Source organism: Pantoea conspicua (assembly GCF_002095315.1).
Lineage (GTDB): Bacteria > Pseudomonadota > Gammaproteobacteria > Enterobacterales > Enterobacteriaceae > Pantoea > Pantoea conspicua.
Genome location: NZ_MLFN01000128.1, coordinates 205374 through 226873, shown reverse-complemented (window position 1 = coordinate 226873; position 21500 = coordinate 205374). Strand labels below are relative to the sequence as shown.

The window sequence follows — 21500 nt, the reverse complement described above, 5'->3', positions numbered from 1 at the left end:
GCGTAATACTAAAGGGTGCAGATTTTAATGTCTGCGCCATATAACGGGAGTAGCCATGTCTGAGAAAAAACCTATTCGTCTGTCCGTGCTGGACCTGGCGCCGATTCCCCAGGGCCTGACCGCGCGCGAGGCGTTCCACACGTCGCTGGCACTGGCGCGTCAGGCTGAAAAACTGGGATATCAGCGTTACTGGCTGGCGGAACATCACAACATGACGGGCATTGCCAGCGCCGCAACCTCGGTGCTGATAGGTTATCTGGCGGCGAACACCGACACACTGCAGCTGGGCTCTGGCGGTATCATGCTGCCTAACCATGCACCGCTGGTGATCGCCGAGCAGTTCGGCACCCTGGCTTCGCTCTATCCCGGCCGTATCGATCTGGGCTTAGGCCGTGCGCCCGGCTCCGACCAGCGCACCATGATGGCCTTACGCCGCCATCTCTCCAGCATGCATGCCGATACCTTCCCGGACGATGTGGCTGAGTTGATTAGCTGGTTCGATGCCGAACCGGGCGATCAGCCGCCGGTGCAACCGGTGCCGGGTCTCGGTCTGAAGATTCCGGTCTGGCTGCTGGGTTCCAGCCTTTACAGCGCTCAGCTGTCAGCCAGAATGGGGCTGCCGTTCGCCTTTGCCTCGCATTTCGCGCCGGATCAGTTATTCCAGGCGCTGCATGTCTACCGTGAGAATTTCCAGCCTTCGGCGCGCCTTGAAAAACCGTACGCGATGGTCTGTATCAACGTGGTGGCCGCCGACAGCGAGCGCGATGCCCGTTTCCTGTTTACCTCGCAGCAGCAGCAGTTTATTAATCTGCGCCGCGGTAAGCCGGGTCCCTTGCCGGCACCGGTAGAGAATATGGATAATCTCTGGTCGCCATCCGAGCAGTATGGCGTACAGCAGGCGCTCAGTATGTCACTGGTCGGTGATACCGATAAAGTGCGTCACGGACTGGCCTCGCTGATGCGCGAAACCCAGGCTGACGAGATCATGGTTAACGGCCAGATTTTTGATACTGAAGCCCGTCTGCGTTCATTCGCCATTGCGATGGAGGCGGCCCGCAGTCTGTAATGCCGTCTGCGGCGGACGCAGCGTCTCTGCGCCCGCCGCCAGTTGGCGACTGTCACGCGCCGGTGAGCAGCCATAAAACCGGCTGTATTCCCGGCTGAACTGCGACGCACTCTGATACCCCACCCGATAGCCCGCCGTACCGGCATCCAGCTTCTCCACCCGCATCAGCCTTCTTGCCTCATTCAGCCGTAGCTGTTTCTGATACTGCATCGGCGTCATTGCGGTCACCGCTTTGAAGTGATGGTGCAGCGACGAGACGCTCATTCCCACCTTACTGGCGAGTTGATCAATCTTCAGCGGCTGATGAAAGTTTTCCCGTAGCCAGCGCGCCGCCTGCGCCACGCGGTTGCCGGGTCGCTCGGCCAGCGCCATATTCAGGATGCGCGGCCCTTCCGGTCCGGTCAGCAACCGATAGAAGATCTCCTGCTCAATCAGCGGTGCCAGCGCGGCGATGTCCTGCGGCTGGTCAAGTAAACGCACCAGCCGGATCACCGCATCGACCAGCAGCGACGACATCTTATGTACCGTAATGCCACGTTCACTGCCCGCCTGCCCCGGCGGCAGCGCGGACGGAAACTGTTCGAGATAGCGCATCAGCCGCGATTCATTGATGGCGATGCCAATCCCGAGATTGGGCTTTTCCGGCGTGGCAACGGTTACGCAGGAGCGCACCGGCATATCCAGTGTCACCAGCAGCAGATCGCCCGGTCCGTAATGCAGCACTTCATCGCCGATATGCAGCGCCTTACCGCCCTGCGCCACCAGCGCGAAGCTGGCCCATTGGGCAATATGCACCGGCTCGCTGGGCGCAGAGCTTCGGCCAAAAAACAGGCAATCAATGGCACTGTTGTGCCGCCCGTCAGTGGGTGCGTGGCGGTCAATTAGCTGCGCCAGCGCCTGCCATCTATCATTTTCTGTCATCAATCCCCCCGCTTCCGCCAGTCACTACACCAGGCTATCGATGTTACCTGAAGTTATTCCCGACGCCCGCCCCGTAACCTCACTTTTGCAGGATTGTGCAAAAAGCTTGCAGGATTGCGCTACCCCCATCCGGGGGTCAGCGCGCATAGTCTGGCTACGCGATCATTACGGCAGAGAACAAAATTATGAAAGCACTGGAAAACAGAGTCGCGCTGGTGACGGGCGCGTCAAAGGGGATCGGTGCGGCGATCGCCATCGCTTTTGCCGCCGCTGGCGCACGCGTGATAGTGAACTATCGACAGGACGAGCCGGGTGCCGCCGACGTGGTGAGCGATATCCGCTTACTGGGCAGCGAAGCAGTAGCAGTTCAGGCGGATGTGTCACAGTCGCGCGATGTAGAGCGGCTGTTTGCCACCACCGTGGCGCAGTTCGGCGCACCCGATATTGTGGTTAACAATGCCGGCAGTTTTCATCACGGTGATTTTACGGCTCTGACGCTGGAGGCGATGCGCCAGCAACTCGACGTCAATCTGCTCGGCACCCTGCTGGTGTGTCAGCAGGCGATTCACCACTTTCCGCCGCACGGCGGCAGCATTATCAATCTCAGCGCCCTGAACAGCAAAAACAGTACGCCGGGCTCGGTGCTGTGGGCCGCCACCAAAGGCGCCATCGATACCCTGACACAGGGGCTGGCGCGTGAACTGGGGCCGAAAAATATCCGGGTCAACGCGTTAGCACCAGGCATGATTCTGACCGAAGGTTTGCTGGCAGCCAAAAAATTCAGCCCGCAGCTGAAGGCGCAGATGCTGGCAGCCACGCCGCTGGGACGTTTTGGTCTGCCGGAGGATGTTGCGCAGGTGGCGCTGTTTCTGGCGTCTGAGGAGTCTGCTTACGTCAGCGGCGAGCGCGTGATGATCAGCGGCGGCGCCTGACCGGCATAAAAAAAGGGAAGCCCGAAGGCTTCCCTTTTTATCACGACTTAACGTCTGTTATGCGTCACGACGACGTGGTGCTGCGGCACCGCCATCTTCACGACGTGGACCACGACCGCCTTCACGGTTGAAGCTGCGTCCGCCTTCACGACCACCTTCACGGCGTTCAGAAGAGAAGCGACGACCACCTTCACGGTTTGCGCCCGCGCCTGCACCCGCAGGACCACGACGCTCGCCACCACCGGCTGGACGACGATCGCCACGGCCTTCGTTCGGCTGTGCATCACCCAGTAACTGCATATTCATCGGCTTGTTCAGAATACGGGTACGTGTGAAGTGCTGCAGCACATCGCCTGGCATGCCTTTCGGCAGCTCGATAGTTGAGTGGGTACCGAACAGCTTGATGTTACCGATGTAACGGCTGCTGATGTCGCCTTCGTTCGCAATCGCACCCACGATGTGACGAACTTCAACGCCATCATCGCGACCCACTTCAATGCGATAGAGCTGCATTTCGCCAACGTCACGACGTTCGCGACGTGGACGGTCGCCATCACGGCTTTCACGTGGACCACGTGAGTCACGCGCTTCACGGCTGTCACGACGGCCATCACGCTCGTCACGATCGCGGAATTCGCGGCGTGCCGGGCGCGGTGCTTCTGGTGGCAGAATCAGAGGACGTTCGCCCTGTGCCATCTTCAGCAGTGCTGCCGCCAGCGTTTCCAGATCCATCTCTTCTTCTGGCTGCATTTTAGCCAGCAGCGCACGGTACTGATCCAGATCGCTGCTTTCCAGCTGCTGCTGGACTTTGGCCGCAAATTTAGCCAGGCGACGCTCACCCAGCAGTTCTGCATTTGGCAGCTCAACTTCCGGGATGGTCAGCTTCATGGTACGTTCGATGTTGCGCAGCAGACGACGTTCGCGGTTCTCAACGAACAGCAGGGCGCGACCCGCGCGGCCTGCACGACCGGTACGGCCGATACGGTGAACGTAAGATTCTGAGTCCATCGGAATGTCGTAGTTAACCACCAGACTGATGCGCTCAACGTCCAGGCCACGGGCCGCCACGTCAGTTGCAATCAGGATGTCGAGACGACCATCTTTCAGGCGCTCCAGCGTCTGCTCACGCAGTGCCTGGTTCATGTCACCGTTCAGCGCGGCGCTGTTATAGCCACTACGCTCCAGCGCTTCAGCCACTTCCATCGTTGCGTTTTTGGTACGCACAAAGATGATGGCAGCATCAAAGTCTTCCGCTTCAAGGAAGCGAACCAGTGCGTCTGTTTTACGACCGTAAGCGGTCCAGTAGCTCTGGCTGATATCAGGGCGCGTGGTCAGGCTTGACTGAATACGCACTTCCTGTGGGTCTTTCATGAAGCGTTTAGTGATGCGACGAATCGCTTCCGGCATGGTTGCAGAAAACAGCGCAGTCTGATGATCGGCTGGAATTTGCGCCATGATGGTTTCAACGTCTTCGATGAAGCCCATGCGCAGCATTTCGTCTGCTTCATCCAGCACCAGACCACGCAGGTTAGAGAGATCTAACGTGCCGCGTTTCAGGTGGTCAAGCAGACGGCCAGGTGTACCCACAACAACCTGTGGTCCCTGACGCAATGCGCGCAGCTGCACGTCATAACGCTGGCCGCCATAAAGGGCAACCACGTTCAGGCCACGCATGTGTTTAGAGAATTCGGTAACTGCTTCAGCAACCTGTACCGCCAGTTCGCGGGTCGGTGCCAGCACCAGGATTTGTGGTGCTTTAACAGTAGGATCAATGTTGTGTAACAGCGGCAGAGAGAACGCCGCAGTTTTACCACTCCCGGTCTGCGCCATGCCTAACACGTCACGGCCCGCCAGCAGGTGAGGAATACACTCAGCCTGGATTGGGGATGGCTTAACGTAGCCCATGCCATTCAGTGATTCAAGGATGTCGGCGTTCAGGCCAAGGTCAGCAAAAGTGGTTTGAATATCAGTCATGTAGTACACGTGCCTCTTAGATTGCGGCGGCCAGTCTACATAACTCGTCGTGAAAACTTTCAGTCATTTTCATCAAAAAGTGTGAACCGGCTCAAATTAGAAGTTTCGACGAACAGAAAAGCCTTCATCCCTGAAGATGATGACTTGACAGGTTTTACAGGCAATTAAAGTTCGTCAGCTATTGCTGGTCAGATTCTGATAAATCGTCTTGTGCCTGGCCGAGTTGCGCCAGTTCCAACAATGCGTATCGGTGTTCAACAAAGTTATTGACGTTGTTGGCCACCGCCAGTTTGAACAACGCTTTTGCGTCGTCCTTCTCCCCCAGACTTAGGTAGTACTTACCTAAATAGAAGTTGGTTTCACTGAGATGTTCAGCGAGCGAGGTGTTATCCGTTGCGTCCGCCTGGAGACTTTCCATCAACGACTTTTCGCTGATGTCACCCAGGTAGAACTCGACAATATTCCATCCCCATTGGTCTCTGTCCGCTTTATCATGACGCTGTTGAAGCGCCACTTTTGCCTTGTCGGCATCCATCTCACGTTCAACGAGATAGAGCCACAGACTGCGGAAAGGATCGTTAGGATCGTCTTGATAAAACGCCAGCAGATCATCTTGCGCTAACTTGTATCGACCGCCGTAATAGAGGGCGATACCACGGTTTAAATGCGCATAGTTGTAAGTTGGATCAAGCTCAAGTACAGAATCAAACGCTTCATAGGCGGCATCAAAGTTGCCCGCCTGCGTTAAATATATGCCTAAGTAGTTAAACACTTCTGGCATATCTGGTCTTATAGACAGCGCTTGCGAAAAATCGTTCCGCGCTAATGCCCGCAGACCTAAACTATCATACAACACTCCGCGCTCATATAACAGCTGTGCGCGTTCATCATCGGTGAGGGCGCGACTGGCAAGAATTTGTTCCATGCGCGCCAGAATCACTTCCTGCTGCAGTGTGGGCTGTAAAGGTACTGCAAGAACTTCGTTCTTACGCCAATTGGAGTTGCTGCATCCTGCCAGCGTCAAAGCTGTCGCAACAAAACACCAGCGCAGAAAAGGCTTCATTTCCCACTCCCGAATACAACCATTGGGATAACCATCCTGTTATCCGCCTGCTGTGCACAAGGATTCCCGCCCTCGCGATGACTCAAACGCCTCTCCCTGCCAGGCAAGGAGAGGCAAATCAGCAACGACTTATTCAGCGTCAGGTGTGCTCACCGCTGCAGCTTCTTCAGTCTGCGGCTTAGATTCTGTCGCTTCTTTGATGCTCAGACGGACACGGCCCTGGCGATCAACTTCCATCACCTTAACCGGGACTTCCTGACCCATCTGCAGATAGTCGGTCACTTTCTCAACACGCTTGTCGGCGATTTGAGAGATGTGGACCAGACCTTCTTTACCGCCGCCAATAGCGACGAAGGCACCGAAGTCAACGATGCGGGTCACTTTACCACTGTAAATGCGGCCCACTTCGATCTCTGCGGTGATCTCTTCAATACGACGAATCGCTTCTTTCGCTTTCAGACCATCGGTCGCGGCAATTTTCACCGTGCCATCATCTTCGATTTCGATGGTGGTGCCGGTCTCTTCGGTCAGTGCACGAATCACTGAGCCGCCTTTACCGATCACATCTTTAATCTTGTCAGAGCTGATTTTGATGGTGTAAATGCGTGGTGCAAATTCAGAAATCTCAGTACGCGGCGTGCTGATAGCCTGTTCCATGACGCCGAGAATGTGCAGACGCGCACCTCTGGCCTGGTTCAGCGCTTCCTGCATGATTTCACGCGTGATGCCTTCGATTTTGATGTCCATCTGCAGCGCGGTGATACCTTCACGGCTACCGGCTACTTTGAAGTCCATGTCACCGAGGTGATCTTCGTCGCCGAGGATGTCAGACAGAACCACAAACTTCTCGTCTTCTTTCACCAGACCCATCGCGATACCGGCAACAGCAGCCTTGATCGGAACACCCGCATCCATCAGCGCCAGTGAGGCACCACAGACAGAGGCCATTGATGAGGAGCCGTTTGACTCGGTGATTTCTGACACCACACGGACGGTGTACGGGAATTCTTCCGCTTTTGGCATCACGGCCAGCACGCCGCGCTTCGCCAGACGACCGTGACCAATTTCACGACGCTTAGGCGAGCCAACCATACCGGTTTCACCCACGGAGTACGGAGGGAAGTTGTAGTGGAACAGGAAGCTGTCGGTACGTTCGCCCATCAGCTCATCCAGATTCTGCGCATCGCGGGTGGTACCCAGCGTTGCGGTGACCAGCGCCTGCGTTTCACCACGGGTGAACAGCGAAGAACCGTGAGTACGTGGCAGCACGCCAGTACGCACATCCAGACCACGGATCATGTCTTTCTCACGACCGTCGATGCGTGGCTCGCCGTTCAGGATGCGGGTACGAACCACATTCTTTTCAAGGCTGTGAACGATATCGCCAATTTCAGCGCTATCCAGTGTTTCATCTTCAGCCAGCAGCGCAGCGATGGTTTCATCTTTAATCACGCCAACCTGAGTGTAACGCTCCTGCTTATCCGTGATGCGGTAAGCATCGCTGATGCGCGATTCAGCCAGCGCAGCCACGCGAGAAATCAGCGCGGTGTTGGCGGCTTCTGGCTGCCAGTCCCAGCGTGGTTTGCCCGCTTCGGCGACCAGTGCGTTGATGTTTTCGATAACAACCTGCTGCTGGTCGTGGCCGAAGACCACAGCGCCCAGCATCTGCTCTTCGGACAGGATCTCAGCTTCAGATTCCACCATCAGAACGGCATTTTGCGTACCGGCTACCACCAGATCCAGACGAGACTGTTTCAGCTCATCGGCCGTTGGGTTCAGCACATACTGATCGTTGATGTAGCCAACGCGCGCAGAACCAATCGGACCATTGAATGGCAGACCGGAAAGTGCCAGCGCAGCAGAGGCACCAATCATTGCCACGATGTCCGGATGAACCTGTGGGTTCACGGAAACCACGGTGGCAATAACCTGAACTTCGTTAACAAAGCCTTCCGGGAACAGCGGGCGAATCGGGCGGTCAATCAAACGCGCAATCAGCGTTTCGCCTTCGCTTGGACGGCCTTCACGACGGAAGAAGCTGCCCGGGATACGACCAGCAGCGTAGGTACGCTCCTGATAGTTAACAGTCAGTGGGAAGAAGTCCTGACCTGGTTTAGATTTTTTCTGACCTACGACAGTGACGAACACTGCGGTATCGTCCATGCTCACCATTACAGCGGCAGTCGCCTGGCGAGCCATCATGCCGGTTTCCAGCGTGACGGTATGTTGACCATATTGGAATTTGCGTACGATCGGATTCAGCAAAATCAAAGTCCTTAACTTCGGGGCACGGCTATCTGTAGCCTGCCATTGATCACCGATCTTCAGTTGCATCCCTCGCGACTAATGACAACCCTTAACCGCCCCTGCGGTAAAGCCTCTCATTAGCCGCGCGAAACTCTGCAAAAAAAGATCACACTAAGCAACAATACATCAGTTTGGTCCGGATTGCTGCCGATTGCTCGAAAAAAGGGGCCATAAAGGCCCCCTCTTCACGAAACTCGCACAAATCTGATCGTAAGCTGCACAGAGTGCAAAAGCCCGCATAATGCCCCGACGATCAGATTCTTCAGACTTAGCGACGCAGACCGAGACTTTCGATCAGGCTGCTGTAGCGTGCAACGTCTTTACGCTTCAGGTAGTCCAGCAGCTTACGACGCTGAGATACCATGCGCAGCAGACCGCGGCGGCTGTGGTGGTCTTTTTTGTGCTCAGAGAAGTGACCCTGCAGATGGGTAATCTGCGCGGTCAACAGGGCAACCTGAACTTCCGTTGAACCGCTGTCGTTAGCACCACGGCCATATTTAGCAACGATCTCTGCTTTAGCTTCTACGCTTAGAGACATAATAAACTCCAGTAAAAAATGAATGTATGGGTGCCGATCTCTAATTCAGCATCCCGCTTTAAAGCCGCGCTATTCTACTCTTCGCCCGATAGCAACGCAAATGCGCTATCAGCGAAAAAAGGTCACGCCGCTTAATCCTGATATTCAACCACTAAACGCCGCGGTGCCACGCGGCCATCGTCGGCGATTTCCGCCATGCCGATAAACTTACGCGCATCACCTTCGGTAACACGAACCAACCCCTGCGCTGGCACATTGCTGGCCTGCACCGGTTGTCCCTGTTTGAAGTACGCCGCAACGGCAGACAACAAATTCACCTCAGGGAAATCTGCGGCGGGACTGTCCATCGGCAGCAGCAGCGGATCCAGCTGGGTTTCCAGCGGAATACCGGCTTCGGTCGCCTCAGCCAGTAAGCCATTAAGCTGTTCCAGCGTGACCATTCGCTCATAAGGGTAGCGTGCAACCTGCACCCGACGCAGCATGATAACGTGCGCGCCACAGCCGAGCTTTTCACCCAGATCATCGATGATAGTGCGGATATAGGTCCCTTTAGAGCAGTGGATTTCCAGCTCCAGTTCATCCCCTTCCCAGCGAATAAATTGCAATTCGTAGACGGTGATGGGACGCGGCTCACGCGCAATCTCTATGCCCTGACGCGCATATTCATACAGCGGTCGGCCCTGATGCTTTAACGCGGAAAACATCGATGGCACCTGCAGCGTCTCGCCGCGGAAACTTTCCAGTGCGGTATCCAGTTCGGCCTGGGTAAAGCTCACCGGGCGCGTCTGTACCACGTTGCCATCGGCATCAGAGGTATCAGTACGCTCACCGAGGCGAGCGATCACCCGATAACGCTTGTCGGAGTCCAGCAGATACTGCGAAAACTTGGTCGCTTCACCCAGGCAAATCGGTAGCATGCCGGTGGCCAGCGGATCAAGCGCGCCGGTGTGTCCTGCGCGATTAGCGTTAAAAATACGCTTCACTTTCTGCAGCACATCATTCGACGAGACGCCTTGTGGCTTATCCAGCAACAACACGCCATGGACGTCGCGACCGCGACGACGCGGACGACTCATTACGCCTCCTCGTCATCACCATTGGCGTCAGGGCCACGGCGCTCGGCATCGTTTTTCACGACGCTGCTGACGAGGTTGGACATGCGCATCCCTTCGATCAACGAGTTGTCGTAGAAGAAGGTCAGCTCAGGCACGATACGCAAGCGCATCGCTTTGCCGAGCAGAATGCGGATATAACCTGAGGCTTCTTTCAGCGCTTTCAGGCCATTTTTTACCGCTTCTTCATCTTTATCATTCAGGAAAGTCACGAACACTTTGGCGTAGGCCAGGTCACGTGAGACTTCAACACCGGAGACGGTGACCATCATGCCAAGACGTGGATCTTTGATCTCACGCTGCAGGATCATCGCAATCTCTTTTTGCAGCTCTTGTGAAACGCGCTGCGGGCGACCAAATTCTTTCGCCATCATTATTTCTCCCAAATAATTCGGGAGGCCAGAGGCCTCCCAAATTGCAACACATCAGCAGTTTATTACTCGATGGTGCGTTTAATTTCGATGATTTCAAACACTTCGATCATATCGCCAACGCGAACATCGTTGTAGTTCTTCACACCGATACCGCACTCCATGCCGTTACGCACTTCGTTGACGTCATCTTTAAAGCGACGCAGAGACTCCAGCTCGCCTTCGTAAATCACCACGTTGTCACGCAGGACGCGGATTGGATTGTGACGTTTGATGTTACCTTCCGTCACCATACAACCGGCAATGGCGCCAAACTTCGGTGATTTGAAGACGTCGCGGACCGCAGCCAGACCAATGATCTGCTGTTTGTACTCTGGTGCCAGCATGCCGCTCATCGCCGCTTTCACTTCGTCAATCAGGTTATAGATGACGGAGTAGTAGCGCAGATCCAGGCTTTCTGCATCGATGACGCGACGCGCAGAGGCATCGGCACGGACGTTGAAGCCAAGGAGGATGGCGTTAGAGGCCGCAGCCAGGGTCGCATCGGTTTCGGTGATCCCGCCCACGCCTGAACCGACAATCTTCACCTTCACTTCGTCGGTGGAGAGTTTCTGCAGAGAATCGGAGATCGCTTCCACAGAACCCTGAACGTCCGCTTTCAGCACGATGTTCAGTTCAGAAACTTCGCCTTCGGTCATGTTAGCAAACATGTTCTCCAGCTTAGATTTCTGCTGGCGAGCCAGTTTAACTTCGCGGAATTTGCCCTGACGATAGAGCGCAACTTCACGTGCTTTCTTCTCGTCACGGACCACGGTCGCTTCATCACCGGCAGCCGGCACGCCGGACAGGCCCAGAATCTCAACCGGGATAGAAGGACCCGCTTCCATGACTTCGCGACCCAGTTCGTCACGCATTGCACGAACGCGGCCATATTCGAAGCCACAGAGTACGATGTCGCCTTTGTTCAGCGTACCTTCACGCACCAGCACGGTAGCAACCGGTCCACGACCTTTATCGAGGAACGATTCGATGACCACGCCGCTCGCCATACCTTCACGGATAGCGGTCAGCTCCAGCACTTCCGCCTGCAGCAGGATAGCGTTAAGCAGATCGTCAATGCCGGTACCCGCTTTCGCAGAGACGTTAACGAACATGTTTTCGCCGCCCCACTCTTCCGGGATGATCCCGTACTGAGTCAGTTCGTTTTTAACACGATCCGGATCGGCTTCAGGCTTATCACACTTGTTCACCGCGACCACAACCGGCACTTTAGCCGCTTTGGCGTGCTGAATAGCTTCGACAGTCTGTGGCATCACGCCATCGTCTGCTGCCACGACCAGGATAACGATGTCAGTCGCCTGCGCACCACGTGCACGCATCGCGGTAAACGCGGCGTGGCCTGGGGTGTCGAGGAAAGTGACCATACCGTTATCGGTTTCTACGTGGTATGCACCGATGTGCTGGGTAATGCCGCCCGCTTCGCCAGAGGCGATTTTGGTGGAGCGAATGTAATCCAGCAGTGAGGTTTTACCGTGGTCGACGTGTCCCATGATGGTCACAACCGGCGCGCGAGACTCCTGCGCAGCATCGGTATCACGATCGTCCATTACCGCTTCTTCCAGCTCGTTTTCACGACGCAGGGTCACTTTGTGGCCCATCTCTTCGGCAACGAGTTGTGCAGTTTCCTGATCGATAACCTGGTTGATGGTCGCCATGGCACCCATCCGCATCATCGCTTTGATGACCAGAGACCCTTTCACCGCCATTTTGTTCGCCAGTTCGGCTACGGTGATAGTTTCGCCAATCACGACATCGCGGTTAACCGCTTGTGCTGGCTTGTTAAAGCCCTGCTGCAAGGCGCTTGGTTTGCGATGCTTACCGCCTTTACCACCACGAACTTGCGCACGCGCTTCTTCACGGTCGGTTTTGGCTTCAGAATGTTTGTTGCCTTTTTTCGCCGGACGCGCAGCTTTAGCGGTAGTACGCGCACGCGCACGACCCGCTTCAACCTGACGGTCATTTTCGTCTTCAGCCTGACGGGCATGGGTCGAAGTGGTGACGTGATAGTCGCCTTTATCTTCTTCTTCCGGTTTTTCCCATTCAGCTGATTTCTCTTCAGCCAGACGGCGGGCTTCTTCTGCTACAAGGCGGGCAGCCTCTTCAAGCTTACGGCGAGCTTCTTCTTCAGCTTTACGCTTCAGTTCGGCAGCTTCAGCTTCGCGACGGGCTTTATCGGACTGGGCAGCCTTGGTCACTTCGTCGGTAGGTTGATTTGTCACTTTCTCATTTTCCGCTGCTGCACGTTTGGCCTTGTCAGCGGCTTCGCGCCTGGCTTTCTCTTCGGCTTCACGTTGCGCTTTCTGTTCAGCTTCGCGACGGGCTTTTTCTTCAGCCTCGCGTTGCGCCTGCTCTTCCGCTTCACGCTGCGCCTCAGCTTCTGCTTCAGCCTGAGCTTGCTCAGACTCTGCATCACCTTTCACGTATGTGCGCTTTTTGCGGACTTCGATTTGCACCGACTTACTTTTACCCCCGGTGCCAGGAATATTCAAGGTGCTGCGTGTTTTACGCTGCAGCGTCAGCTTAGCTGAACCGACCTGACCGTGCTCACGATTCAGGTGAGACAATAAGGTTTCTTTCTCGTGCTGGGTCACTGCGTCATTTTCAGACTTAGGGATCCCCGCATCAGCAAATTGCTGTACCAGGCGATCGACCGGAGTCTGAATTTCTGCGGCCAGCGATTTTACGGTTACATCTGTCATGCTGTTCCTTCCTGTTATTACGCGTCATCGCCGAACCAGCAGATATTACGGGCGGCCATAATCAGCGCGCCGGCTTGCTCATCAGACATGCCTTCAATATCCGTCAGATCGTCAACACCTTGCTCAGCGAGATCTTCCAGCGTGCAAACGCCTTTCGACGCCAGGCGGAAAGCCAGAGCACGATCCAGACCTTCAAGATTCAGAAGATCCTCAGCGGGCTGCTGGTTACCAAGGCTCTCTTCTTTCGCCAGTGCCAGGGTGGTTAACGCATTTTTTGCTCGTTCACGCAGGGCTTCAATGGTCTCTTCGTCGAGGCCGTCAATTTCCAACAGCTCGTTGATTGGCACGTAGGCCAGTTCTTCCAGCGAAGAGAAGCCCTCTTCCACCAGTACGGTGGCGAACTCTTCGTCGATGTCGAGATGTTTGGTGAACATATCGATTGCTGCATGGGCTTCAGCCTGATGTTTGGCCTGCAGATCATCGACGGTCATTACGTTCAGCTCCCAGCCACTCAGCTGTGAAGCGAGACGCACGTTTTGGCCGTTACGGCCGATCGCCTGAGCCAGATTGCCAGCTTCTACAGCGATATCCATGGTGTGGTTATCTTCATCAACCACGATTGACGCCACATCGGCCGGAGCCATGGCGTTGATAACAAACTGCGCCGGGTTATCGTCCCACAGCACGATATCGATACGCTCGCCGCCCAGTTCACTGGAAACCGCCTGAACACGCGCGCCGCGCATACCCACACAGGCACCAACCGGATCGATACGTTTGTCGTTGGTCTTGACTGCAATTTTAGCGCGCGAGCCCGGATCACGAGCAGCGGCTTTAATTTCAATCACTTCTTCGCCAATTTCTGGCACTTCAATACGGAACAGCTCAATCAGCATTTCCGGTTTGGAACGCGTCACGAACAGCTGCGCGCCACGCGCTTCCGGGCGAACAGAATAGAGCACGCCACGAATACGGTCACCTGGGCGGAAGTTTTCACGCGGCAGCATATCTTCGCGCAGAATCACCGCTTCGGCATTGCTGCCTAAATCGAGAGAAATATTGTCGCGGTTAACTTTCTTCACCACGCCAGTAATAATTTCGCCTTCATGCTCACGGAACTGATCAACCACCATCGCACGCTCGGCTTCGCGCACTTTCTGCACGATAACCTGCTTAGCAGTCTGGGTGGTGATACGGTCAAAGGTGACCGATTCAATCTGATCTTCAACATATTCGCCCAGATTGAATGCTTCATCTTCGAAGCGGGCCGCATCCAGCGTGATCTCGCGCGTCGGCTGCGTCACCTCTTCTACGATTTCCCAACGGCGGAACGTATCGAAATCGCCACTACGGCGATCAATGCTGACGCGTACGTCAATTTCTTGCTCGTACTTTTTCTTGGTCGCAGTCGCCAGCGCGCTCTCCAGCGCTTCGAAGATTTTCTCACGCGGCAGGGCTTTTTCGTTAGAAACGGCTTCTACAACAGCTAAGATCTCTTTGTTCATCCTGGTTAGCCTCAATCCGGACTTTTAAAAGTGGGGGACCAGGTTCGCTTTCTGAATATTACTCAGCGCGAACACTTCATCGCTACCCTCAACGTTCACCGTGATCATCTCGCCATCAACAGCCTTGATGATTCCCTGCCATTTACGGCGGTTCTGAACGGCCATACGCAACACCAGACTCACTTCATCGCCCATAAAACGGACGTAGTGTTCTGCAGTGAACAGAGGACGATCGAGTCCCGGTGAGGAGACTTCAAGGTTGTAAGGCACGGTAATGGGATCTTCCACATCCATTACGGCACTTACCTGGTGGCTGACATCGGCGCAATCATCGACATTGATGCCATCTTCACTATCAATATAGATGCGCAGGGTTGATGTGCGACCACGAACGAATTCAATTCCAACCAGTTCGTAGCCCAGCGCTTCTACCGGAGCCGATACCAACTCTGTCAATTTTTGCTCTAATGTGGACAAGCCCACCCCCAAGACATAAAAAAAGGGCCTATAGCCCAGTATTACGATTCGCTAATAACAAAAAACCCCGAATATTCGGGGCTTTTAATCACTGGACCCTGTACGCCGCGATGCGGCCCGGACTCCATCCAAAGAATTTTCTTTCAAAAAATAACCGTGAATGCGTCCGTCGATGCATACAGTATATTTGAAAAAGAACTCAAAGGGAAAATTGGTTGCGGGGGCCGGATTTGAACCGACGACCTTCGGGTTATGAGCCCGACGAGCTACCAGGCTGCTCCACCCCGCGTCCGAAAACGTGGCGAATATTACGCCAGACCTGCATAAAATGCAAGGGATACTGCTATTTGGTACCGAGGACGGGACTTGAACCCGTAAGCCCAATCGGGCACTACCACCTCAAGGTAGCGTGTCTACCAATTCCACCACCACGGCACTGCACTGACCACAACGATTCGTTGTGCTGACGATCTTACTTAGGAATATCGCTGCCCGGCGTGACCGGCTGAGCTGGCTTTTCAGTCTGTTGAGAAGACTGTGCCGGCGCAGTAAGATTTTCCCACTCGCTTCCTTTAGACGCTTTATTACTGTTCAGATTACCCAGAACCAGGCTGATGATGAAAAACAGCGCTGCTAAGATGCCGGTTGTACGAGTCATGAAATTACCTGAACCCGAAGAACCAAACACCGTACCGGATGCGCCTGCACCGAATGAGGCTCCCATATCAGCGCCTTTGCCTTGCTGCAGCATGATCATACCCACGAGGGCGATAGCTACAATAAGGAAAACTACTAAAAGAGCTTGGTACATATCATCCTGTTCCTTGCACGGTAATCGTACAGTTAAAGCTTCAACCAGTATTGATGGGGAGTCTCGTCATCACCCATCAGAAGCGGGTGTGAATACTAACCAAAGGCGCATATCTCTGCAAGTGCAATTTTTACTACCCAGACTGATTGCAGAAAAAAACGCCATCCCGGTGATTTTACAGGCGGTTCGGCAACGCGCCGACCGCCTGTCAGGCCATTAAAATGCTTTCACCTGGTCGGCAATCCGGTTAGCCAGATCGGTGACCTGCGCTTCGTTTTCGCCCTCTACCATCACCCGAATCAGAGGTTCAGTGCCCGACTTGCGCAGCAACACCCGACCGCGACCCGCCAGCGCTTTTTCCACTTCAGCCGTCGCGCTCTTCACCGCTTCGCTCTGCAGCGGATCGCCTTCGCCGGTAAAGCGCACGTTGACCAGCACCTGAGGCAACATTTTCATGCCGCTGCACAGGTCGTGCAGACTCATATGATTACGTACCATCGCAGTGAGTACTTGCAAACTTGCCACGATACCGTCGCCGGTGGTGGTTTTATCCAGCAAAATCACATGACCAGAGTTCTCCGCACCCAGCCGCCAGCCCTTCTCCTGCATCTTCTCCAGCACATAACGGTCACCGACTTTGGCTCGGGTAAACGGAATGCCAAGCTGTTTCAGCGCCAACTCCAGTCCCATATTACTCATCAGTGTGCCCACTACGCCACCGCGTAGTTGTCCCTGACGCAGTGCTTCACGCGCAATGATGTAGAGGATCTGGTCGCCATCAACTTTTTCACCCAGATGGTCAATCATCATGATGCGATCGCCGTCGCCATCATAGGCCAGGCCGATATCAGCCTTCTCCGCCAGTACGCGTTGCTGCAGCAGTTTGAGATCGGTGGCACCACACTCTTTATTGATGTTCATGCCATCTGGCTGGACACCGATAGCAATTACGGTCGCACCCAGTTCACGCAAGACATTGGGCGCGATGTGGTAAGTAGCCCCGTTGGCGCAGTCGACCACAATTTTCAGGCCATTCAGATTCAGTTCGCTGGGGAAGGTCCCTTTGCAGAACTCAATGTAGCGTCCGGCTGCATCAACAATACGGCTGGCACGGCCCAGCAAGGCAGATTCAACACAGGTAATCGGTTTTTCCATCTCCAGTTCGATCGCCTCTTCAACATCATCCGGCAACTTGGTGCCTTCAGAGGAGAAGAATTTAATGCCGTTATCGTCGAACGGATTATGCGACGCCGAAATTACAATCCCCGCTTCGGCGCGGAAAGTCCGGGTCAGATAGGCGATAGCTGGCGTCGGCATCGGTCCGGTAAAGGCAGCAGTCAGGCCAGCGGCCGCCAGACCGGCCTCTAAGGCTGACTCCAGCATGTAGCCGGAGATGCGGGTGTCCTTACCGATAATGATTTTTTTCGAACCGTGCCGCGCCAGCACTTTCCCTGCGGCCCAGCCCAGCTTCAGGACGAAATCGGGGGTGATTGGTGCTTCACCGACTTTGCCACGAATGCCATCTGTACCGAAATATTTACGATTACTCATGATACTCCTTTTGCTCTTCGGGTCGCTTCGACCACGCGCATCGCTTCGGCCGTCTCTTTAACATCATGAGCACGAATAATCTGTGCTCCCTGCATGGCAGCGATGACCGCGCAGCTCAGGCTGCCGGTTAAACGCTGTGACGGACCGACATTCAACAGCTGACCTATCATCGATTTGCGCGACATGCCCACCAGCAGGGGCAGGCCGAAATGGTGAAAATCGCTGAGATGAGCCAGCAGTTCATAGTTGTGGCTAAGATTTTTACCGAAACCGAAGCCCGGGTCGAGTATCAGCCGCTCTTTTTTGATTCCCGCCGCTTCGCAACGCGCGATCTGCTGCGCGAAGTAAGTGTCCACTTCGCTCAGGATGTTTTCATAGTGTGGCGCCTGCTGCATGGTGCGGGGTTCGCCCTGCATATGCATTAAACAGACCGGCAGGCCTGTCTCAGCGGCGGCTTCCAGCGCACCTGGCTCAGAGAGCGAACGAACGTCATTAATGATGTGAGCGCCCACTCGCGCTGATTCACGAATCACCTCAGCTTTGGAGGTATCAACCGAGATCCAGACCTCGAAACGCTGGGCAATCGCTTCGACCACCGGAATGACGCGCTCCAGCTCCTGCTCGACGCTAACCTCATCAGCCCCCGGACGGGTCGACTCACCGCCGACATCGATGATGGTTGCGCCGGCATTGACCATCTCATTGGTGTGCGTCAGCGCATCGACCAGCGCGTTATGTTTACCGCCATCGGAAAAGGAGTCGGGCGTGACATTTAAAATACCCATCACATGGGGAAAGGATAAATCGAGATGGGAATCACCGGCGAACAACTTCATGGCGAATCACTCCTTGCTGATCACTATCTGGATATAAAAAACCCCGGACCAGCCGGGGTTTTGTCTGACGAGGTGACGTCTTATTTGTCGAACTGTTCTGACATGGTGTTGCCTGGGTTTGGCGTACGCGGTTCATCGACCGGACGCGGCGCCTTTGGCGTGCCGTTGCTGTCAGAGTTGCTGCTACCCGGGTCTTCCCAGCCCGCTGGCGGACGCACTTCACGGCGCGCCATCAGGTCGTCGATCTGCGGTGCATCGATGGTTTCATACTTCATCAGCGCGTCTTTCATCGCGTGAAGGATGTCCATGTTCTCACCCAGAATGCGGCGAGCACGCTGGTAGTTGCTGTCGATCAGATGCTTAACTTCCTGGTCGATAATGCGGGCGGTCTCATCGGACATATGCTTCGCTTTCGCGACGGAACGTCCGAGGAACACTTCGCCCTCTTCTTCAGCATACAGCAGTGGACCCAGTTTTTCAGAGAAGCCCCACTGCGTCACCATGTTACGTGCCAGGTTGGTCGCGACTTTGATGTCGTTCGACGCACCGGTAGAAACACGTTCCGCACCGTAGATGATCTCTTCGGCCAGACGACCGCCGTACAGGGTTGAAATCTGGCTTTCCAGCTTCTGACGGCTGGCGCTGATTGCGTCGCCTTCAGGCAGGAAGAAGGTCACACCCAGCGCACGACCGCGCGGAATGATGGTCACTTTATGCACCGGATCGTGCTCAGGCACCAGGCGTCCAATGATGGCATGGCCTGCTTCGTGATAGGCGGTTGACTCTTTCTGCGCTTCCGTCATCACCATAGAGCGGCGTTCCGCACCCATCATGATTTTGTCTTTCGCTTTCTCAAACTCAACCATCGATACCACACGCTTGTTTGAACGGGCAGCAAACAGCGCAGCTTCGTTGACAAGGTTAGCCAGGTCAGCACCAGAGAAGCCAGGCGTACCACGCGCAATGATTGCCGCATCGATATCGGTCGCCAGCGGAACACGGCGCATATGCACTTTCAGAATCTGCTCACGGCCACGTACGTCTGGCAAGCCCACCACAACCTGACGGTCGAAGCGGCCTGGACGCAACAGCGCCGGGTCAAGCACGTCAGGACGGTTAGTCGCGGCGATAACGATAATACCTTCGTTACCTTCGAAACCATCCATCTCAACCAGCATCTGGTTCAGCGTCTGCTCACGTTCATCATGACCACCGCCCAAACCCGCGCCACGCTGACGGCCTACCGCATCGATCTCATCGATAAAGATGATGCACGGCGCGGCTTTTTTGGCCTGTTCGAACATGTCACGCACACGAGATGCGCCGACACCGACAAACATTTCAACGAAATCAGAACCGGAGATGGTAAAGAAAGGCACCTTCGCTTCACCGGCAATCGCTTTCGCCAGCAGGGTTTTACCGGTACCCGGAGGACCGACCATCAGCACGCCTTTCGGAATCTTACCGCCCAGCTTCTGGAAGCGGCTCGGTTCACGCAGATATTCCACCAGCTCGGCGACTTCCTCTTTCGCTTCGTCACACCCGGCAACGTCGGCGAAAGTGGTTTTGATCTGGTCTTCCGTCAGCATGCGGGCTTTGCTTTTGCCGAAGGACATCGCGCCCTTGCCGCCACCGCCCTGCATCTGACGCATAAAGAAGATCCACACCCCGATCAGCAGCAGCATCGGGAACCACGAAATGAATATCGACGCCAGCAGGCTTGGCTCTTCCGGTGGTTCGCCAACCACTTTGACGTTTTTGGTCAAGAGGTTATCGAGCAACTTGGGATCATTGACAGGAATGTAGGTCGTATATTTATTGCTGTCTTTTTTAATAACGTTAATTTCACGCCCGTTAATACGTGCCTCGCGGACCTGATCCTGGTTCACTTCCGACAGGAAGGTTGAATAATCAACCCTACGGCCATTCGACTCGCTGGGCCCAAAGCTCTGGAATACTGACATCAGCACGACCGCGATGACTAACCAGAGAATCAGGTTTTTCGCCATGTCACTCAAGGGATTAACCTCATATTACAACGGTGTTAACAGATAGCGTAGGGTACTATAGATCCTTCATACATGGAATCGCAGCAAAACTGCGGACTTCTCCAGCAATTTGGTTATAGTTTGCGCCCAGTCGCCACAATGTACACTTCACGTGAACGTGACCGTGAAGCGTCCGGCTTACGAATTTTCACTTTCGTAAACAGGGAGCGAATTTCCCGCAGGTATTCATCGAAGCCATCTCCCTGAAACACTTTCACTACAAAGCTGCCGCCGGGTGCCAGAATATCGCGACACATTTCCAGCGCCAGCTCGACTAAATACATCGACCGGGGAATATCTACGGCAGGTGTACCACTCATGTTCGGTGCCATATCGGACATGACAACCTGAACTTTCTGATCGCCGACGCGCTCAAGCAGCGCATTGATCACTGATTCTTCACGAAAATCGCCCTGAAGAAAATCAACACCGACAATCGGATCCATAGGCAGGATATCACAGGCAATAACGCGACCTTTGTTCCCAATTTGCTGTACCACATATTGTGACCAGCCACCGGGTGCAGCACCCAGATCTACCACGGTCATGCCGGGTTTGAAAAGCTTGTCACCCTGTTGTATTTCATCAAGTTTAAACCAGGCGCGCGAACGCAACCCTTTTTTCTGCGCCTGAAGCACATATTTATCGCTAAAGTGTTCCTGGAGCCAGCGGCTGGAGCTGGCCGAACGCTTTTTACCCGTCATATTATTTCCAACTAAATCGTCATCGTAGCGATAAACCTGCACGCAATGGGTTGCGTCGATTTGGTGATATACCCGAGATGGCGGTAGAATGAACCGTTTTCAATCCCTGAGTAAGTAAAAAACTACGATGAATCTAAGTACCAAACAAAAACAGCACCTCAAGGGCCTCGCCCATCCGCTCAAGCCAGTGGTTATGCTGGGTGGTAATGGCCTGACCGAAGGCGTGCTGGCCGAAATCGAGCAGGCTCTCGCCCATCACGAACTGATCAAGGTGAAAATTGCCTCAGAAGATCGTGAAACGAAGCAGCTGATCGTTGAGGCTATCGTGCGTGAAACCGGCGCCAGCAACGTACAGGTGATCGGCAAAACGCTGGTGCTGTACCGCCCGTCTAAAGAGAGCAAAATTTCTCTGCCACGTTAAGTGGGCAAAGAAAGTGCCATGCTCTTACCTCAGATAAAAGGCCGCAATGCGGCCTTTTTCCTTTCTTTACATTGTGCTTTAACGCTTTTCAAAGCGTAGCAACA

19 protein-coding genes and 2 tRNA genes are annotated in these 21500 nt (G+C 54.7%); 3 read left to right on the top strand and 18 right to left on the bottom strand.

Annotated features, from left to right (window positions below; translation table 11 throughout):
* The first annotated feature begins 55 nt into the window (after nucleotides 1–55).
* Nucleotides 56–1066, top strand: coding sequence for a luciferase-like monooxygenase (locus tag HA41_RS20520; protein ID WP_094122282.1), 1011 nt, complete (start codon nucleotides 56–58; stop codon nucleotides 1064–1066).
* On the opposite strand, the gene HA41_RS20515 is transcribed toward HA41_RS20520, so the two are convergent.
* The gene (locus tag HA41_RS20515) at nucleotides 1028–1987 is read right to left on the bottom strand and encodes an AraC family transcriptional regulator (RefSeq protein WP_094122281.1); all 960 of its coding nucleotides are present in this window, start codon (nucleotides 1985–1987) and stop codon (nucleotides 1028–1030) included. The genes HA41_RS20520 and HA41_RS20515 overlap by 39 nt on opposite strands.
* Before the next feature lie 185 nt (nucleotides 1988–2172).
* Between HA41_RS20515 and HA41_RS20510 the strand changes: the two genes are divergently transcribed.
* A complete protein-coding gene (locus tag HA41_RS20510; protein WP_094122280.1) occupies nucleotides 2173–2919 on the top strand; it encodes an SDR family NAD(P)-dependent oxidoreductase in 747 nt (248 codons plus the stop codon).
* A gap of 57 nt (nucleotides 2920–2976) precedes the next feature.
* Here the strand turns inward: HA41_RS20510 and HA41_RS20505 are convergent, their stop codons facing one another.
* The 17 genes from HA41_RS20505 to rlmE form a co-directional block, all read right to left on the bottom strand.
* On the bottom strand, nucleotides 2977–4893 hold the full coding sequence (locus HA41_RS20505) for a DEAD/DEAH family ATP-dependent RNA helicase (protein WP_094122279.1): 1917 nt from the start codon (nucleotides 4891–4893) through the stop codon (nucleotides 2977–2979).
* A 16-nt stretch (nucleotides 4894–4909) separates the two neighbouring features.
* Nucleotides 4910–4966: a protein YrbN gene (yrbN, locus tag HA41_RS21750; RefSeq protein WP_098053093.1), complete on the bottom strand. Its 57-nt coding sequence runs from the start codon at nucleotides 4964–4966 to the stop codon at nucleotides 4910–4912.
* A 105-nt stretch (nucleotides 4967–5071) separates the two neighbouring features.
* A complete protein-coding gene (gene nlpI, locus HA41_RS20500; RefSeq protein WP_094122278.1) occupies nucleotides 5072–5956 on the bottom strand; it encodes a lipoprotein NlpI in 885 nt (294 codons plus the stop codon).
* Nucleotides 5957–6085: 129 nt separating this feature from the next.
* Nucleotides 6086–8221 carry a polyribonucleotide nucleotidyltransferase gene (pnp, locus tag HA41_RS20495; RefSeq protein ID WP_094122277.1) on the bottom strand — a complete coding sequence of 712 codons (2136 nt, stop codon included), beginning with the start codon at nucleotides 8219–8221 and terminating at the stop codon, nucleotides 6086–6088.
* Between the two features lie 310 nt (nucleotides 8222–8531).
* Entirely contained in the window at nucleotides 8532–8801 is a 270-nt protein-coding gene (gene rpsO / locus HA41_RS20490) for a 30S ribosomal protein S15 (RefSeq protein WP_003851063.1), read from the bottom strand.
* A gap of 131 nt (nucleotides 8802–8932) precedes the next feature.
* Nucleotides 8933–9877, bottom strand: a complete 945-nt coding sequence (gene truB, locus HA41_RS20485; RefSeq protein WP_094122276.1) for a tRNA pseudouridine(55) synthase TruB — start codon at nucleotides 9875–9877, stop codon at nucleotides 8933–8935.
* Nucleotides 9877–10284 (bottom strand): 30S ribosome-binding factor RbfA, encoded by a 408-nt coding sequence (rbfA, locus tag HA41_RS20480; protein WP_094122275.1) that lies wholly within the window; start codon nucleotides 10282–10284, stop codon nucleotides 9877–9879. Before rbfA ends, truB begins: the two co-directional genes overlap by 1 nt.
* A gap of 65 nt (nucleotides 10285–10349) precedes the next feature.
* The gene (gene infB, locus HA41_RS20475; protein WP_094122274.1) at nucleotides 10350–13043 is read right to left on the bottom strand and encodes a translation initiation factor IF-2; all 2694 of its coding nucleotides are present in this window, start codon (nucleotides 13041–13043) and stop codon (nucleotides 10350–10352) included.
* Nucleotides 13044–13060: 17 nt separating this feature from the next.
* The gene (gene nusA, locus HA41_RS20470) at nucleotides 13061–14548 is read right to left on the bottom strand and encodes a transcription termination factor NusA (protein ID WP_094122273.1); all 1488 of its coding nucleotides are present in this window, start codon (nucleotides 14546–14548) and stop codon (nucleotides 13061–13063) included.
* A 24-nt stretch (nucleotides 14549–14572) separates the two neighbouring features.
* On the bottom strand, nucleotides 14573–15025 hold the full coding sequence (gene rimP / locus HA41_RS20465; RefSeq protein WP_143807390.1) for a ribosome maturation factor RimP: 453 nt from the start codon (nucleotides 15023–15025) through the stop codon (nucleotides 14573–14575).
* Between the two features lie 212 nt (nucleotides 15026–15237).
* Nucleotides 15238–15314, bottom strand: a tRNA-Met gene (locus HA41_RS20460).
* Between the two features lie 59 nt (nucleotides 15315–15373).
* Nucleotides 15374–15460: transfer RNA gene (locus HA41_RS20455), tRNA-Leu, on the bottom strand.
* Between the two features lie 37 nt (nucleotides 15461–15497).
* On the bottom strand, nucleotides 15498–15836 hold the full coding sequence (gene secG, locus HA41_RS20450; RefSeq protein WP_094122271.1) for a preprotein translocase subunit SecG: 339 nt from the start codon (nucleotides 15834–15836) through the stop codon (nucleotides 15498–15500).
* Between the two features lie 216 nt (nucleotides 15837–16052).
* Entirely contained in the window at nucleotides 16053–17387 is a 1335-nt protein-coding gene (gene glmM / locus HA41_RS20445) for a phosphoglucosamine mutase (RefSeq protein ID WP_094122270.1), read from the bottom strand.
* Nucleotides 17384–18223, bottom strand: coding sequence for a dihydropteroate synthase (gene folP, locus HA41_RS20440; protein ID WP_094122269.1), 840 nt, complete (start codon nucleotides 18221–18223; stop codon nucleotides 17384–17386). Before folP ends, glmM begins: the two co-directional genes overlap by 4 nt.
* An 80-nt stretch (nucleotides 18224–18303) precedes the next feature.
* The gene (gene ftsH, locus HA41_RS20435) at nucleotides 18304–20232 is read right to left on the bottom strand and encodes an ATP-dependent zinc metalloprotease FtsH (protein ID WP_094122268.1); all 1929 of its coding nucleotides are present in this window, start codon (nucleotides 20230–20232) and stop codon (nucleotides 18304–18306) included.
* 113 nt (nucleotides 20233–20345) lie between these two features.
* Complete coding sequence (rlmE, locus tag HA41_RS20430; RefSeq protein ID WP_031375418.1) at nucleotides 20346–20975, bottom strand: 23S rRNA (uridine(2552)-2'-O)-methyltransferase RlmE; 630 nt, start codon at nucleotides 20973–20975, stop codon at nucleotides 20346–20348.
* A 127-nt stretch (nucleotides 20976–21102) separates the two neighbouring features.
* Between rlmE and yhbY the strand changes: the two genes are divergently transcribed.
* Nucleotides 21103–21396, top strand: coding sequence for a ribosome assembly RNA-binding protein YhbY (yhbY, locus tag HA41_RS20425; RefSeq protein WP_008925418.1), 294 nt, complete (start codon nucleotides 21103–21105; stop codon nucleotides 21394–21396).
* Nucleotides 21397–21500: the final 104 nt, after the last annotated feature.

Coding starts and splice junctions, on each gene's coding strand:
- folP (WP_094122269.1), bottom strand. CDS start 18,223: ATGAAGTTGTTCGCCGGTGATTCCCATCTCGATTTATCCTTTCCCCAT.
- truB (WP_094122276.1), bottom strand. CDS start 9,877: ATGAGTCGTCCGCGTCGTCGCGGTCGCGACGTCCATGGCGTGTTGTTG.
- glmM (WP_094122270.1), bottom strand. CDS start 17,387: ATGAGTAATCGTAAATATTTCGGTACAGATGGCATTCGTGGCAAAGTC.
- rbfA (WP_094122275.1), bottom strand. CDS start 10,284: ATGGCGAAAGAATTTGGTCGCCCGCAGCGCGTTTCACAAGAGCTGCAA.
- nusA (WP_094122273.1), bottom strand. CDS start 14,548: ATGAACAAAGAGATCTTAGCTGTTGTAGAAGCCGTTTCTAACGAAAAA.
- HA41_RS20515 (WP_094122281.1), bottom strand. CDS start 1,987: ATGACAGAAAATGATAGATGGCAGGCGCTGGCGCAGCTAATTGACCGC.
- HA41_RS20505 (WP_094122279.1), bottom strand. CDS start 4,893: ATGACTGATATTCAAACCACTTTTGCTGACCTTGGCCTGAACGCCGAC.
- HA41_RS20520 (WP_094122282.1), top strand. CDS start 56: ATGTCTGAGAAAAAACCTATTCGTCTGTCCGTGCTGGACCTGGCGCCG.
- secG (WP_094122271.1), bottom strand. CDS start 15,836: ATGTACCAAGCTCTTTTAGTAGTTTTCCTTATTGTAGCTATCGCCCTC.
- rpsO (WP_003851063.1), bottom strand. CDS start 8,801: ATGTCTCTAAGCGTAGAAGCTAAAGCAGAGATCGTTGCTAAATATGGC.
- yhbY (WP_008925418.1), top strand. CDS start 21,103: ATGAATCTAAGTACCAAACAAAAACAGCACCTCAAGGGCCTCGCCCAT.
- rlmE (WP_031375418.1), bottom strand. CDS start 20,975: ATGACGGGTAAAAAGCGTTCGGCCAGCTCCAGCCGCTGGCTCCAGGAA.
- nlpI (WP_094122278.1), bottom strand. CDS start 5,956: ATGAAGCCTTTTCTGCGCTGGTGTTTTGTTGCGACAGCTTTGACGCTG.
- HA41_RS20510 (WP_094122280.1), top strand. CDS start 2,173: ATGAAAGCACTGGAAAACAGAGTCGCGCTGGTGACGGGCGCGTCAAAG.
- ftsH (WP_094122268.1), bottom strand. CDS start 20,232: ATGGCGAAAAACCTGATTCTCTGGTTAGTCATCGCGGTCGTGCTGATG.
- infB (WP_094122274.1), bottom strand. CDS start 13,043: ATGACAGATGTAACCGTAAAATCGCTGGCCGCAGAAATTCAGACTCCG.